Annotated in this window: 15 protein-coding genes, 2 tRNA genes and 1 riboswitch; of the genes, 3 read left to right on the plus strand and 14 right to left on the minus strand. The window is 62.0% G+C overall.

Translation table 11 applies throughout. The annotated features are described in order from the left end of the window. Positions 1 to 397: 397 nt before the first annotated feature. Positions 398 to 601 carry a hypothetical protein gene (locus SB659_RS12615; RefSeq protein ID WP_284976483.1) on the plus strand — a complete coding sequence of 68 codons (204 nt, stop codon included), beginning with the start codon at positions 398 to 400 and terminating at the stop codon, positions 599 to 601. Positions 602 to 653: 52 nt separating this feature from the next. Here the strand turns inward: SB659_RS12615 and SB659_RS12620 are convergent, their stop codons facing one another. Further along, the gene (locus SB659_RS12620) at positions 654 to 1,904 is read right to left on the minus strand and encodes an ROK family transcriptional regulator (RefSeq protein ID WP_410550628.1); all 1,251 of its coding nucleotides are present in this window, start codon (positions 1,902 to 1,904) and stop codon (positions 654 to 656) included. A gap of 35 nt (positions 1,905 to 1,939) precedes the next feature. Beyond that, positions 1,940 to 3,043, minus strand: coding sequence for a class I SAM-dependent methyltransferase (locus tag SB659_RS12625; protein WP_410550666.1), 1,104 nt, complete (start codon positions 3,041 to 3,043; stop codon positions 1,940 to 1,942). Between the two features lie 317 nt (positions 3,044 to 3,360). Here SB659_RS12625 and SB659_RS12630 point away from each other — a divergent pair, with 317 nt between their 5' ends. Continuing rightward, complete coding sequence (locus SB659_RS12630; RefSeq protein WP_410550629.1) at positions 3,361 to 3,738, plus strand: cupin domain-containing protein; 378 nt, start codon at positions 3,361 to 3,363, stop codon at positions 3,736 to 3,738. Positions 3,739 to 3,806: 68 nt separating this feature from the next. Here the strand turns inward: SB659_RS12630 and SB659_RS12635 are convergent. Continuing rightward, positions 3,807 to 3,879: transfer RNA gene (locus tag SB659_RS12635), tRNA-Ala, on the minus strand. Between the two features lie 334 nt (positions 3,880 to 4,213). Between SB659_RS12635 and SB659_RS12640 the strand changes: the two genes are divergently transcribed. Continuing rightward, positions 4,214 to 4,798, plus strand: a complete 585-nt coding sequence (locus SB659_RS12640; RefSeq protein WP_410550630.1) for a ScbR family autoregulator-binding transcription factor — start codon at positions 4,214 to 4,216, stop codon at positions 4,796 to 4,798. A 91-nt stretch (positions 4,799 to 4,889) separates the two neighbouring features. Here SB659_RS12640 and SB659_RS12645 read toward each other — a convergent pair. The 11 genes from SB659_RS12645 to thiD form a co-directional block, all read right to left on the minus strand. Further along, positions 4,890 to 4,965, minus strand: a tRNA-Ala gene (locus SB659_RS12645). Between the two features lie 113 nt (positions 4,966 to 5,078). Then, positions 5,079 to 5,483: a ribosome silencing factor gene (rsfS, locus tag SB659_RS12650; protein ID WP_410550631.1), complete on the minus strand. Its 405-nt coding sequence runs from the start codon at positions 5,481 to 5,483 to the stop codon at positions 5,079 to 5,081. Positions 5,484 to 5,602: 119 nt separating this feature from the next. Next, positions 5,603 to 6,820, minus strand: a complete 1,218-nt coding sequence (locus SB659_RS12655; protein ID WP_410550632.1) for a hypothetical protein — start codon at positions 6,818 to 6,820, stop codon at positions 5,603 to 5,605. An 8-nt stretch (positions 6,821 to 6,828) separates the two neighbouring features. Next, positions 6,829 to 7,503 (minus strand): nicotinate-nucleotide adenylyltransferase, encoded by a 675-nt coding sequence (gene nadD, locus SB659_RS12660; RefSeq protein ID WP_410550667.1) that lies wholly within the window; start codon positions 7,501 to 7,503, stop codon positions 6,829 to 6,831. 4 nt (positions 7,504 to 7,507) lie between these two features. Beyond that, positions 7,508 to 7,741 carry a hypothetical protein gene (locus SB659_RS12665; protein WP_284976477.1) on the minus strand — a complete coding sequence of 78 codons (234 nt, stop codon included), beginning with the start codon at positions 7,739 to 7,741 and terminating at the stop codon, positions 7,508 to 7,510. Positions 7,742 to 7,824: 83 nt separating this feature from the next. Beyond that, positions 7,825 to 9,207: a glutamate-5-semialdehyde dehydrogenase gene (locus tag SB659_RS12670; protein WP_410550633.1), complete on the minus strand. Its 1,383-nt coding sequence runs from the start codon at positions 9,205 to 9,207 to the stop codon at positions 7,825 to 7,827. Further along, positions 9,204 to 10,385, minus strand: a complete 1,182-nt coding sequence (gene proB, locus SB659_RS12675) for a glutamate 5-kinase (protein ID WP_410550634.1) — start codon at positions 10,383 to 10,385, stop codon at positions 9,204 to 9,206. The genes SB659_RS12670 and proB overlap by 4 nt, the downstream gene beginning before the upstream one ends. Next, positions 10,375 to 11,961: a GTPase ObgE gene (gene obgE, locus SB659_RS12680; RefSeq protein ID WP_284978011.1), complete on the minus strand. Its 1,587-nt coding sequence runs from the start codon at positions 11,959 to 11,961 to the stop codon at positions 10,375 to 10,377. The genes proB and obgE overlap by 11 nt, the downstream gene beginning before the upstream one ends. A gap of 132 nt (positions 11,962 to 12,093) precedes the next feature. Continuing rightward, complete coding sequence (gene rpmA, locus SB659_RS12685) at positions 12,094 to 12,357, minus strand: 50S ribosomal protein L27 (RefSeq protein WP_003803426.1); 264 nt, start codon at positions 12,355 to 12,357, stop codon at positions 12,094 to 12,096. A 59-nt stretch (positions 12,358 to 12,416) separates the two neighbouring features. Further along, positions 12,417 to 12,725 (minus strand): 50S ribosomal protein L21, encoded by a 309-nt coding sequence (gene rplU / locus SB659_RS12690; protein ID WP_284976517.1) that lies wholly within the window; start codon positions 12,723 to 12,725, stop codon positions 12,417 to 12,419. Between the two features lie 491 nt (positions 12,726 to 13,216). After that, a complete protein-coding gene (thiD, locus tag SB659_RS12695; RefSeq protein WP_410550635.1) occupies positions 13,217 to 14,737 on the minus strand; it encodes a bifunctional hydroxymethylpyrimidine kinase/phosphomethylpyrimidine kinase in 1,521 nt (506 codons plus the stop codon). Then, positions 14,727 to 14,824: riboswitch (TPP riboswitch) on the minus strand. Its footprint overlaps the gene before it by 11 nt. Positions 14,825 to 14,932: the final 108 nt, after the last annotated feature.

Below are 14,932 nucleotides of genomic sequence, written 5' to 3' on the forward strand. Positions count from 1 at the left end.
TTGGCTGTATGACATCACCTGCTGACCGCCGGACCGCATGGGTGTGGCGAAAATCTTGGATGATGAATTGAGTTTGGGATACACGAATGGGCTCCAGCAGGACGCAGCCGCGACTGTTACGCCTGGGATGAAGCTTTTTCCGTGTGCAAATGTCAGGCCCACATGGGGGCACCCACACCCTCCTCACCGCCCTTGCGGGGCAGATCCAACGGAGGATCGCTGACACGTTACCGCGGTAACTTGTCTATGACTCTAAGGGCGGGAGCCGGCGCGATCAATTCAAGCGCCGAATTAAGACGCAGTTTTACGAACGTTGCGGACAGATCCGTGAACTTTATTCGCCGAACTCCCCCTGATTCCCCTCCCCATGGGGACCGCCGAGGTCTATTCTTTTGCCATGCACCAACTACCAGCCTCCTACCAGAACTACTTGGATGCACAGACGCAGCACGTGGTAGATGCCATTCGCCCTGTCCTGCTGCAATCAGCCGCGGACCAAAGGCACGGCGTCCGCATCATCTTCAACACCGGTTCCACCGGGCACCAAGCGCACTTGGACGATTCGATTCCTTACGGCGAAATTATCGAGGATATCGACTGACTAACGGCGATATCGACGACTAATCCGCAGCCGAGCTACGTCCTCAGGCGGATCAGCCTTCCAGTAAGAGCCGTTGCGCCCGGGGAGCAAGCGCGTCTTCGAGCACGAGGCAGGCAGCCCCGACAGCGCCCACGTCCTCCCCCACGCCTGTTCCCACCACTTCCAAGCCGTGGATCATCCGAGCAGCGCTGTCCTTCTCCACCAGGGCCGGGACACGTTCCAGGAAGTAGGGGGCCATCCGCGCCCAGAAAGGTCCTCCGAACACGACACGTTCAACGTCAAGGGTGTTGGTCACCGCCGATACTGCGCGGGCAACGAGGGTGGCCGACCTGTCCAGAATCGCAATCGCTTGCTCGTCGCCGTCGTCGGCCTTATCGCACAACTCTGCGTAGCGTTCCTGGACCTCAGGGCCGTCGGCGTCCGCGCGGTGCCCGGCCAACACGCCGGCGGTCTCAGCCTCGGCCACCAGCACTTGGGGAATACAGGACGATTTCACGCAACCGCGGAGCCCGCAGTCACAAGGTGGCCCATCAGGATCCACCATGATGTGGCCGATCTCGCCCGCGTTGCCTGAGGTGCCGCGAACAACTTCATCGTTGAGAACAATGCCGCAACCGATGCCCGTACCCATATACATGAAGACAAAGCTGCCGGCACCGCTGGCACCACCGGCCCACGTCTCCGCCACGGCCGCACTGGTGACATCCTTGTCCACCACGGTCTCCAAGCCGGTTGCTTGCTGAAGAGCCTCACGAATACGGACCCGGTTCCACCGCGTCAGAAGTGGAGGCTCCACCACAGAGCCTTCCTTAAGATCGATAGGGCCCGGCACAGCCACTCCCAGCCCCGCGATCTTTGCCGCGTCCACGCCCGAGTCATCAATGAGCGCGGTGATCTGTTCAGCGATCGTGGTGATGACCGCGGCCGGATCTCCACCCGGGGTGGCCATGCGGCTATGCCGGACCACGGCCCCCACAAGGTCCAGGACAACGAAGGTAATGACAGCAGGGTCCAAGTGCACACCGACGGCGTACATTCCGCCCGGGTTGAGTTGAAGGATGGTCCGCGGCTTGCCCGGGCCAGAACCTTCCTTGCCCGCCTCAAGGATGAGGTGCTGATCCAGAAGGCGCCGCGAGATGTTGGATATGGTCTGCGGAGAAAGCCCCACCACTTGGGCCAGTTCGACACGGCTTAGCCCGCCGGGCGAGCGGCGGATGGCTTCCAAAATGACGGTGAGGTTGAAGTCCCCCATCCGGGGAAGATTGGTTCCGCGCCTCGGGGTTGGCTGCCGGATCTCAGTCACTGATACCTCTCGTCATGCGGAGAAAGTGGTCGGAATTAAGTTCTGTCTGAATGGTACGGCACCCCCGCCGACGCGGGCACGGCCACACGCTGGCTCCGCGTTACCGTGAACTTTGGGTTCCGACCGATCTCGGTTGTGGGTCCAATCAGACGCTCAAGAGCAGCCCTGTACTGCAGGTGACTGTTGTACACCGTCCACAGTTCCCCTCCGGGGGCGAGGACCCGGGCAGCCGCCTCGAACATTTTCACCGCAGCACCGGCATGGACTCCGGCGCCGATGTGGAACGGCGGGTTCAACAAGATGAGGTCGGCACCACCGGCGGCCAACTTTGACATAGCGTCGTCATGGACCACCTCGATCCGCTCCCGTAATCCATTGGCAGCGATGGTCTCCTTGGCCGAGGCAACCGCTGCGGCAGATTGGTCGGTCGCAATGACTCGGGCAGCCGGATTCCGACGCGAGTACATGGCAGCGAGGATGCCGGTCCCGCATCCCAAATCAACCACCCGCGAGACCGGCGGCATCCGGTCCAAGAAGGTGAGCAGGTAGCGGGTCCCGATGTCGAGTCGAACACCTGAGAAGACGGCGCCGTGGGCTTTTACCGTGAGCCCGAGTTCCGGCAGAAAGGCAACTAGCGGGAACGGCGGCGTGCCTGCTGGCTGCTGCGGGTCCCGTGCCAAGAGGATCCGCGACTTGTGGCGCGCGAGTTGCGGTTGGACCGTACCGAAGAAGCGTTCCAATACCGCGTTCATGCCCACAGACATGTGTTTGACCCGACCGCCTGCCAGAAGGACCGCGTCCGGGGCAGCGTAGCGGGCAACGGCATCGGCGATTTCCTCCAACTCCGCCAGTGATTTCGGCAGTTGCAGGAGGACCAACTGGGCGCCGTCGAGCAGTTCCCGTCCAAACTCGTGCGAGGTGAAACGTCCCTCCATGTCCGTGGCCTTCGCGTTGCGCTGGAGGGCGAGGCGTCCGGTATAGAGGTCTTGATGTACGCGGACATGCTCGACGCCGAGCCCGGACAGGGCTCCGAGGGTCAAGGCTCCGTAGCGGTCACCAATGACCGCCGTCCTTGTTCCTGGACTGACGTAGTGAGAAGCCGCATCAAGCAGAAGCCGATCGGTGGCATCGTAGGCCATCAAGTTCTCGGCCTCGACATCGGGGCGCCTGCTGAGCGCGTTGAACAACTGCTCAAGCCCGGCGTCTGGATCCAATGCCGTCACGATCTGTACTCGCTTTCTGTGCGACTCATCAGCTGCGTCACTACTCACATTCATGCTGGTCTCGACTTCGTCGCGACGAAGGAGGAACCTTGGGGTGCGTGGATAAAACACCTGCTGGCAAACGGACGACCCAACAGTCGGCGGCAGCAGCAGGCACAGGCCGCGGCGGACCCATGGAGCCAGGCGCCGGGACCGGAAGAGATTCGGCTCCCTCCCCCATTTGCGAGCAAGTCATGAGTGTCAATGTTGTCACGAAGCTTCAAGTAAAGTCCCTCAACTCACCCGACGAATCCAGGCATCAGGAGAAGACCACCGTGGACGTCGTCAAAATCAACGATTACACACTCGGCCGTTTGACCTTCGAACCGGGCTGGACCTGGGCAAGCTGTCTCGGCCCTGTGGTTGGAACGGACACCTGCCAGTTGAGCCACGTCGGTTTCTGCGTGTCCGGAAACCTTGAAGTGGAAACGAACGACGGCGGAAAGATCAGTATTTCGTCCGGGGATTCCTACACAATTCCACCAGGCCACCTAGCCAAAGTGGTCGGGGACCAACCGTTCCAAGGAATCGAGTTCGTCAGCGCTGCCGAGTTCAGCCAGTCGCTGGCGTAAGTGTTCACGCCCGCCCAGGGCTGAACGTGAAAAGACCCCGCTCTACGAGCGGGGTCTTTCTTCCGAAGTGGAGCTGAGGGGACTCGAACCCCTGACCCCCTGCATGCCATGCAGGTGCGCTACCAGCTGCGCCACAGCCCCGGATGTGTTGAATTCGGTAGGTGAACATCCCTTCCCGCCGAAGCAACTCGTCAATACTAACCACAATGGCGCGATTAGCGAAATCGCGGGACGCGAGTCCCCGACGGCCGAGGTGCGCTGGATTTCTCCACCGCACCTCCCCCAAGCGGCCGCCTCGGACCGGCAGCAAACTTCAGCTGCAGGTCTGCCCAAATTCTATGAGCTGACAGCCATAAAACAAAACCGTTCAGTTGGTTTCCGCGGAGCGGGCAGGTGGGCGGTGGTAGCGTTGTGGAGTCTCGACGGCGGCCCAGCGTGCGCCAGCCGTGCATTACCTGAGAGGTTCCCTGCCCCCATGCAGCAGCGTGCGAAAGATACCCGTCTTGCCGTCATAGAAGGTGCCGCGAATGTCTTCGCGGACGTGGGGTACGGCACCGCCAGCATGGCCGACATTACCCAGCGCGCCCAAGTGACCAAGGGCGCGCTGTATTTCCACTTCACGTCAAAGCGGGAATTGGCTTTGGCGGTCATAGAGGAACAGCACGCGATTGTCCTGGCAGCAGGAGCGGCAATCGTTGGCTCGGAAGCTCCTGCCTTGGACAAAATCATCCAACTCTGCAGGATGTTTGGCCTTCAGCTGCTCGATGAGCCGATCGTCCGTGGCGGGATCCGCCTGACCTTTGAAGCGGCTTCCTTCCAAGCCGACATCTCGGGGCCCTACGAGGATTGGATAGCAACAGTTGCCGGGCTCCTCGCTCAGGCGCAGGCGGAGGGCTCCATCAAGCCTGAGTTGGACGCTGCAGCGTTCTCCCGCTACCTGATCGCGTCCTTTACGGGCGTGCAGATGGTGTCGGATGTACTAACCGGGCGGGCCGACGTTCTCTTGAGGATCGAGCAGATGTGGGAGTTCATGCTGCCGGCATTGGTGCCGGGACCTTAGGCACCGGCCCTAGGACTTCCACAGATTTAGCCGGATACGGCGAGAGGCCTCGGTCTTCACCACGCAAGCGGATGAAAACCGAGACCTCCGATGGTGGAGCTGAGGGGACTCGAACCCCTGACCCCCTGCATGCCATGCAGGTGCGCTACCAGCTGCGCCACAGCCCCATATTCTCGCCGCTCCGCGCCCGGTTTTCCAACCCTCGGCGCCGAAGCAACTCAAATATCTTAGAACAGCTGTTTCGAAAATTCCAAATCGGGAATATTCGGCCGAGGTCCTCCTAGTGCTCAGCGTCCTCCGCAGTAACTGCCTTGGCTGAGGCGTCGTCCCCCAATTCAAGATCCACCACGGGGCAGTCCTTCCAGAGACGCTCAAGCGCGTAGAAGACCCGGTCCTCAGCGTGCTGGACGTGAATCACGATGTCGGCATAATCCAAGAGAACCCAGCGGCCCTCGGAACGTCCCTCACGCCGCACCGGACGCAGGTTCTGCTTCAGCAGTTCTTCTTCGATGCCGTCGACGATGGCGTTGACCTGGCGTTCCGTTGGAGCGGACGCAATCAGGAAGATATCTGTGAGTGCAAGGCGCTCACTGACATCAAGGGCGACAACGTCTTCGGCCAGTTTGTCGGCCGCAGCACGCGCTGCATGGCGAGCGAGGGTTATCGATTGTTCATGTGCAGACACTGAAACTCCTTGTTGTGGCCGGTGGCCTTTGAATGGCGTGAGCCGCTTTGCAGCGGTAGTGATGTACAGGGCTTAATGGTGTTCTAAAGCGGTGATGATGTTCTGAAGCGGTAACGGTGTTAGCCGCCGGCGATCATGATGACGCCCACGATCAGGGCCACAACGCCGAGCGCCAGGACACCAAACTGCAACAGCCTCGCTCGCTGGGCGCGGGCCAAGCCGGCAGTGTTTGCATCCAAGGGATCCAGGCCAGATGCCGTGTTCGCGGGGACGGGCGGCCGTTCCTTTTCCTCGGCCGGCTCCGAAACCTGAGGGCGATTTCGGGCACTTCTGGCTACCGCTTCGGCACGTGCCAGAACACCGGAACGTCCACGGGTACTGCGTTGCTTGGATGCCTTGGCTTGATCCACCTTGGGGGCAGCCGAGGTGACCAAGGGGACGAAGGTGGTGCTGGGGCGCTTCATCACGGGCCGCTCGACACCCGGGACCTTGACGAACTCCAACGGGGTCACCATGGCCAGGTTGTTGGCTGTCGATGGGCCGGAAGTCACTTGGCTGCCCGTGGGAGTCGCGGTCTTTGCGGGCTGTGACTTGTTGGGCTGCGCCTCGTTGGCTTGTGTTTCGACTGCTTGGGTGGCGGGCTCGGCGGTTGCTTTGCCCGCCTGAGTTTGCTCAGCAAGCTTTTGCTTGGCGGCCGCGCGCTTGTTCAGCACCGCAGCCCGCTCCGCCAAGGCAATCTGTTCGGCCAAGACCGCTGGATCCACCGCGAGCGGATCCTGCTCGGCAATGTGCTCCAACTTGGCCGTCTGGTTCTGGACCTGGGCAGCAATCAACTCCCGGACTGCCAAGGCCTGCTCCACGGACATCTCCGATTCAGACGGAGCGCCCTTGGCTTTCTGAGTAGCGGCAACCGAGGCGTTGGCCGGTTGCTTTTCCGACGACGGTTGCGCCGACCCGGCCGGTACGCCCGGCATCGGAACGATCGGATGGGCGGAGGTTGCCACCTCCGCTTGGAGTTGTTGCAGCCTCAGTTGGCGGCGCGTAGGCGGACCGCCGCCCGAGAGCTGTTCCTCTTTGCCCGCCAATTCCTTGATGGTGCGAAGGGTTGCACGATCACGCGCCCGGACCTGTGAAGAGCGCTCCTGCGCAGCAGCGCCGACGGCATCAACGGGCGCATCAGCCGCACGACGATTGCGTGCCTGGGCGCGGTCGTCGACGGCGGAGCCCGGGCCTGCGTCCGGGGCTGTACTCGGGTTAGCCTGGGGCTCAGGCTGCTCTTCCCGGGCACGGCGAAGTTCGCGCCGACTGCGGATGGGTCGCTCTTCCTGGCTGTTCATTTAGAAACTCATTCAGTGCGTGCTTGGTCTTCTGGTCCGGACAATACCGCTGACAGTTCTCCCGAATGGGGGCCATCCGCGTACAAGCCGTACTTCGCGATGTACTGGACCACCCCGTCCGGCACAAGGTACCAGACTGGATTGCCCGCCCCTACACGAATGCGGCAATCGGTGGAAGAGATAGCCATGGCAGGGACCTCGAGCAAGCTGACGTCATCAGTCCTCCCGAGGTCGTTCAATTCATGCCCAGGCCGGGTTACCCCCACGAAATGGGCCAAGGACCACAGCTCGTCAACGTCTTTCCATGACAGGATCTGAGCCAAGGCATCAGCGCCGGTGATGAAGAACAGATCGGCGTCCGGCCGCAGCTGGCGCAGGTCCCGGAGTGTGTCAATGGTGAAGGTCGGGCCCGGACGATCGACGTCTACCCGGCTCACCGTGAAACGGGGATTCGAGGCGGTGGCGATGACCGTCATCAAGTAACGGTGCTCCGGCTCGCTGACAAGTTTGTGGGACTTTTGCCACGGCTGGCCAGTGGGCACGAAAACCACTTCATCGAGGTCAAACTTGGCTGCAACTTCACTTGCAGCCACGAGGTGGCCGTGATGGATGGGATCAAACGTTCCACCCATCACGCCCAGCCGAAGCCTGGGCCCCGACTCCGCGCGCGGTGTTGCGGCGATAATTTCAGTGGCCCTTGTGGGTGTGCTTGTTGGGGTGCTGGCGATGCGGATCGGAGTGCTCTTCTACAGCATCGTGGCGGTTGCCCAAGTTGGTGTAGGAAAGGGCAACGAACATCAAAACCAAAAAGATTGCGAACATCGAAACGCCAAAGACCCACGGCTCGGCCCAGAGGGGGGCGGGTTGCTCATGGGCGGTCTCCGCCTGCGCAATGGACGTGGCGATCTGCTGAAACAGCATCTTCTCCCCTAGTTGGTTATCAATGGTGTACGACGGCGGAACCTCCCGCCGTCGTCTGGCTTAACTTCTATGTTACCGCGTCACTAGCCGCGGACTTGGCCTTCGCCCTGGACGATCCACTTGGTGGTGGTCAACTCTGTCAAGCCCATCGGTCCACGTGCGTGAAGCTTCTGCGTTGAAATGCCCACTTCCGCGCCCAGCCCCAGCTCGCCGCCATCTGTGAAGCGCGTGGAAGCGTTCACGATCACGGCCGCCGAGTCGATGTCCGCGATGAACTTCTCGGCATTGGCCAAATTGTTGGTCAGGATCGCCTCAGTGTGGCCGGTGGTCCATTTCCGGATGTGCCCAACCGCTTCATCCAGGCTGTCCACCATGGCCACCGCGAGGTCCAGGTCCATGTATTCGGTGGCCCAATCGTCGTCGTCGGCCGGAACCGTTTCCACGTTCGGGCCCAAGGCGGCAGCTGTTCGCGCATCCACATGCAAAGTCACACCCGCAGACCGCAGGGCCGCGGCCACAGCGGGCAGAACGGTAGAGCCTGAGTGGACCAGAAGCGTCTCGACGGTGTTACAGACGCTGGGCCGCTGGGTTTTGGCGTTCAGGAGGATGTTGACAGCCATTTCTTCGTTGGCAGACTCATCAATGAAGATATGGACGTTTCCTTCCCCGGTCTCGATCACGGGAACGGCAGAGTTGGTTACCACGGTCTGGATAAGGTCCCGTCCGCCCCGGGGAATAAGGACATCCACCCGGCCGCGCGCCCGCATCAAAACATTGGCCCCGGCACGACCGTATTGATCGATGGATTGGACCGCGTCCGCAGGTAGCCCCACAGATTCCAAAGCGTCCCGGAGAACCCGCACCAAGGCCTCATTGGTGTGTGCAGCAGCGGAACCACCACGGAGAATGACTGCGTTGCCGCTCTTGAGGGCCAAGCCGGCGATGTCCACGGTGACGTTGGGACGGGCCTCATAAATTGCTGCCACCACGCCCATGGGTACGTTCACTTGGCGCAGGCGCAGCCCATTGGGCAGCGTTTGTCCGCGCACAACATTGCCGACCGGATCGGGCAAACCCGCCAAGTTTTCCAAAGCGGCAACAAGGCGGTCAATCCGCTCGGGGGTCAGCGTCAGCCGGTCGAGGAGGGCCGCTGACGTCCCGTTGGCTCGTCCCGCGGCCACATCCTTTGCGTTGGAGTCCAAAATGTGGCGCTTGCCCTCGAGCAACGCCTGAGCGATGGCATGCAGGGCGCGGTCTTTCCAAGCACGGTTTGCCTGCGCCATGCGTCGCGCTGCCACACGGGATCGATCGGCGATGGCGTGAACTGCAGCCTGAACGTCGGCCTCTGACAAGGGAACAGCAGCTGCCGCTGGACTGCCGCTTAGCACGGGAGCCTCCGGCGTCAGGCCGGCGGTACCGGAAACGTCGGAGATCACTAAGGAGTCAGGGGTCAGCGCTTCAGTCATGCTCCCAGTTTAGATGAGCGTGCGGCCCGCAGGAGTACAAGGTCGTCAACATGAACAACTTCGCGGTCGTAGCCACGTCCCAGCTCCTGGCCAAGCTCCTGGGTGGTGCGGCCCAGCATCCGCGGCAGCTCTTCGGAGGAGTAGTTCACCAGGCCCCGGCCGAGTACCACGCCATCGAGTCCAACCATTTCCACAGGATCACCGGCCTCGAATTCACCGGCGACCTCCGAAATTCCAGCCGGAAGGAGCGATCTGTGTCGATCGCGCACGGCTTTCACGGCGCCGTCGTCGAGCGTTAACCTGCCGTGGACCGTGGCAAGGTGGGCCAACCACAAGAGCCGGACCGGCTTGCGGGTGCCGTTTACGGCGAACCAGGTTCCGACGTCCTCGCCGGCGAGGGCAGCGGCAGCGTTCGCCGTGGACGTCACCAATGCGTGAATTCCCGAGCCGGCAGCGATCGATGCTGCCTGCACTTTGGTCATCATGCCACCGGTTCCAACGCCGGCTTTCCCTGCCTTACCGATGGTCACGTCCTCGAGGTCCTGCGGGCCGCGGACCAGCGGGATACGCTGCGCACCGTGGGCCGGCGGACCGTCATAAAGGGCGTCGACGTCGGACAGCAGTACCAAGGCGTCGGCACGGACCAAGTGGGCCACCAAAGCGGCGAGGCGATCGTTGTCTCCGAAACGGATTTCGTGGGTTGCCACGGTGTCGTTTTCATTGACGACCGGAACGACGCCGAGATTCAGCAGCCGATCCAGCGCCCGGAAGGCATTGGTGTGCTGCGTGCGCCGCATGAGATCGTCCGCGGTCAGCAGGACCTGGCTGACAGTGACGCCGTGGGCGCTGAACGCCTGCGTGTATCGGGCCATCAACAGCCCCTGCCCGACGCTGGCCGCCGCCTGCTGGGTGGCCAGGTCCTTTGGGCGCTTTGCAAGGCCCAAGGGCGCCAGCCCAGCGGCAATAGCACCGGAGGAGACCAGGATGATCTCAGTACCGGCATTGCGTTTGGCCGCGAGGGCATCGACCAGACCGGTCAACGACTTCTCGGAGATACCGCCCTTGATGCTGGTCAGCGAGGACGACCCCACCTTGACCACAATCCGCTTGGCAGTAGCTAACGCATCACGCTCATGGGCCAGCGGTGTCCCGGGAGTACCGAGGGTCCTAGTCGTCATCACCGGAATCCAAGGCGCTCTCCTTGAGGGCACGGCCTCGCCTGCCATTGACCGATTCGGTCCAGATGCCTGCCTTGCGCTCTGCTTCGAGCTCGGCACGGGCGGCAGCTTTGGCCTCTCGACGTTCGACTTGCTCGTCGCGTTTCTGCGAACGCGTGGGCCGATCCCCGATGTCCGCCACGCGGATGTCGGTTCCACGAGGAGTTGCTAGAAGCTCAGCTCCGGCCATCATGGTGGGCTCCCAGTCGAAGACCACGCCGTCCTCTTCTCCGATGACAACAGTGTCTCCTGGCTTGGCCCCCACCTTGAACAGCTCAGACTCGACGCCGAGCTTGGCGAGCCTGTCTGCGAGGTAGCCGATGGCTTCCTCGTTGGTGAAGTCGGTCTGCTTGACCCATCGCACGGGCTTCTCGCCCAAGACGCGGAACAGGGGCTCGAGGTTCTTTTCTTCGCGCCGGATGGTGAAACCGGACTCGTTGACAGCCCTCGGCCGGAGGACGGGAGGTGCCACTTTGGGAGGAGCCACGGCGACGGCGTCGCGTGCGGCCTGGACGATCTCCGCCATGGCAAAGCCCAACTGGCGCAAGCCTTCGTGGCTGGTCGCGGAAACTTCGAACACGCGATACCCACGGGCTTCAAGGTCCGGCCGGACGAACTCGGCCATGTCTTTGCCGTCGGGAAGGTCCACCTTGTTGAGGACCACCAGCTTGGGTCGCTCGTTGAGGGGAATCACCTCGCCGTCAACACCGGCGTAGCTCATGTCCACTGCGTACTTGTCGAGCTCAGCCTCGATGACGGCGAGATCCGACAGCGGGTCGCGGTCAGCTTCCAAGGTGCCGCAGTCAAGGACATGCACCAGTGCGGCGCATCGCTCCACGTGGCGCAGGAAATTGTGCCCCAGGCCCTTTCCCTCGCTGGCGCCCTCGATCAATCCGGGCACATCGGCAATGGTGAAGCGGACTTCTCCGGCCTGGACAACACCAAGGTTCGGGATCAGTGTGGTGAAAGGGTAATCGGCGATTTTGGGCCGCGCAGCAGACATGGCCGCAATCAGGCTCGACTTGCCCGCGGAGGGGAACCCGACCAAGGCAATATCGGCAATGGACTTCAGTTCCAGGACGATGTCGCTGGATTCGCCTTCAATACCAAGCAACGCAAAACCCGGAGCGCGGCGCTTCTGCGACGACAGGGATGCGTTACCAAGGCCGCCCTGGCCACCGGCCGCAGCAACGTATTCAGTGCCCTCACCGACGAGGTCGGCCAGGACTTCGCCGTCCTTGTTCTTGACCACAGTTCCATCCGGAACAGGGAGGATCAGGGTTTCACCGTTCTTGCCACCGCGCCAGTCACCCATGCCCGGACCACCGTTGGTGGCGTGGCGGTGAGGCGCATGGTGGTAGTCAAGCAGCGTGGTGGTTTGGGAGGAAACGCGAAGGATCACGTCACCGCCGTTGCCGCCGTTACCGCCGTCGGGACCGCCGAGCGGCTTGAATTTTTCCCGCTTAACAGAGACACAGCCGTGGCCGCCGGTACCGCCGGATACGTGCAGGACTACCCGGTCTACAAAGCTCGCCACGTGGATCTCCTCAATTGCTGTTCCCAGCGCTGTTGCATACCAGCACGCCGGAGCGTCCTAGTCGATTGTAATGCGGTTAAAAGAACGGTGGAGCGGGCCCATTGGCCCGCCCCACCGGTTCAGATCTTGTTGTTACTCTGCAGCTGCAGCAGCAACAATGTTCACTACGCGACGGCCACGGCGAGTACCAAACTCGACAGCACCTGCCTGCAATGCGAACAGGGTGTCGTCGCCACCGCGACCGACGCCTGCACCGGGGTGGAAGTGGGTCCCACGCTGGCGAACGATGATTTCGCCGGCCGAAACTACCTGACCACCGAAGCGCTTGACGCCCAGGTACTGTGCGTTGGAGTCACGACCGTTGCGAGTGGAACTCGCGCCTTTTTTGTGTGCCATTTGGAATGCCTGCCTCTAAATTTCTGGGGAAACTGAAAATCTGAACAGAGTAACGAAAGTTACGCGATGCTCGTGATCTTGATCTTGGTCAGTTCCTGACGGTGACCCTGGCGCTTCTTGTAGCCGGTCTTGTTCTTGAACTTCTGGATGACGATCTTGGGGCCACGGAGGTCCTCAAGGATCTCAGCCGTAACCGTGACCTTGGCCAGGTCCGCAGCAGCGGACGTGACCTTGTCGCCGTCAACCAGCAGCAAGGCGGGCAGCTCAAGCGTGCTGCCAGCTCCACCGGGGACGCGGTTCAGCGTTACGTAGTCTCCAACGGAAACTTTTTCTTGGCGGCCGCCTGCGCGGACAATCGCGTACACCACTTGGGCACTCACTTCTCTCGACGTTTCTTACTAAATTTGCGTGCGGAACCTTTAACTGGAATCAGGCTTGGTTCGCGCTGTGCCTCAACGCCGTGGACTTCTGATCGAAGCCCGCGAGTCATCCCATGAACAATTCCAAGGGGCATAACCCAAGTGTTGGCGTAAGCACCGAAGATCAAGATTACGCTAGTTTGACCTTCAGCTGCAAATGAGGCCGGGTCCGGAGGCTACCCCGTGACCCGCATCACCAGTGGTATCGGACTCTCCCGGCACCGTGCCCGTCTAGCCTACAGGGTGATTGACCATTCGGACGATTCAACGCCCCGGCGCGCCGTCGGAAAGCCCGCGCGCCGTCGGAAAGCCCGCGCGCCGTCGGAAAGCCCGCGCGCCGTCGGAAAGCCCGCGCGCCGTGGGAAAGCCCGCGCGCCGTGGGAAAGCCCGCGCGCCGTGGGAAAGCCCGCGCGCCGTGGGAAAGCCTTCCCGCCGTTTCCTCAGGAGTAGAGCCTCGGCGCGTCGAAGAAGGCTGTCTCGTATCGGCAGGACTGCCTAAACGCCTCCACCATGGCCTCGCGTTCGCGGGGGGAAGCTGCCGACGCCGCTGCGTCGGTGAAGTCGATGGCCTTCCGGGTGGCCGCGGCAAAACCTTCATCTGCGTAGGTAGCCAGCCACGCTGCGTAAGGATGGGCGGGGTTCGCGCCGTCATCGATGTAAGCCGAGTGCAGCTGCTGTCCCACCTCGGCATAGAGCCAGTAGCAGGGCAGCACTGCGGCCAGCACCACTGCGTAGCTGCCAGATGATGTGGCGGCCAGCAGGTGGTCCACGTAGGACTTGGTGACAGGCCCGGTTATGGTTGTCGCCGTCCTGGTGCTCAACCAGTTCCTGTGCAGCTCTGACTCGACCTCCAAGCACATCTGCGATCCCCGGGCCCAGAACAATTGCTCCTCCTCGGTGGGGGCAAGTGCGCCGGCCCGGGCCAGCACCCTTGAGTAGCCGTTGAGGTAGAGGGCGTCCTGGGCGAGGTAGTACGTGAATTCCGTTTCGTCGAGCGCTCCGGACTGGATGCCCTGGATGAAGCTGAGTCCGTAAATCGCCTCCAATTCAGGTAGCGCTTCCTGCCACAGAACATTGGCAAACTCCCCCCGCTGGAGCCCTGTGTGGAGATGGTGGAAGTGGTGCACAGGGCCTTTCCCGTGGCCTACTCCGAGCACGTCGGACGTAGCCAACGCCTGAAGCAACCATGGTTTCACTTCGCGCAGGGAGGCCTCCCAGTTACCGGTGCGGACCTGGACTGTGGCTAATGCCGATGACAGCGAGCATCCGGTCCCGTGGCTGTTTTCTGTCTCCACCCTGGCGCCGGCTACTTCGATGACGTCTTGGCCGAGGAGACCTGTGGTGTTAACCAGGGCGTCGGGGCATTCACTACCGGCCAGGTGGCCTCCCTTGACCAACACCGTGTTTCCGTACTCGGCGGCCAGGCGCTTGCCTTGGTCCAGCGCCGCAGCCCAGTCCGTTGCCTCGGGCTCCCCCAACAGGACGGCGAGCTCAGGGAGGTTTGGGGTAATGAGGTCCGCCAGGGGCAGGAGTTCCCGCAATGCTGACTCTGAGGATTCGCGCAGGAGCCTGTCACCGCTGGAAGCAACCATCACCGGATCTATCACCACGACGGCGGGACGCGCCTTTTCGATCCAAGCCCGAACCTCATTGATCACGGCGACGTCGCCGAGCATGCCAACCTTGACGGCGTCGACGGCGATATCGTCTCCGATGGCATCCAACTGTTGACGCAAGAACTCAACAGGGGGGACATGCACGGCACGGACGCCCATGGTGTTCTGTGCTGTCAAAGCCGTGATGGCCGCCATCCCATAGCCTCCCTGCGCAGCGATGCTCTTGAGGTCCGCCTGTATCCCGGCGCCACCGGACGGATCGGAACCCGCGATGCTCAGCACGCGCGGTATGGAGCGACGCGAAAGGTTCAAAGGGTAAATGGCAGGGTATGGCGACGTTGTCATGGGACATCCCTTCGCCGGTGCTAACCGGACAGGTTCAACGGGTCTGGATCTCAGCCTGGCCTAATGCCGGCACCCCGTGTCAGTTCCCCAGCTTAACGGCCAATTCTGCCGCTGGGTAATTCGGAACCGCGACCGGAACTGCAAAGGACCCGGCAACTCCGCGTAGGCGGAGTTGCCGGGTCCTTCAGGTGTTTG

The sequence above is a fragment of the Arthrobacter sp. SIMBA_036 genome (assembly GCF_046535135.1).
Taxonomy (GTDB): domain Bacteria; phylum Actinomycetota; class Actinomycetes; order Actinomycetales; family Micrococcaceae; genus Arthrobacter.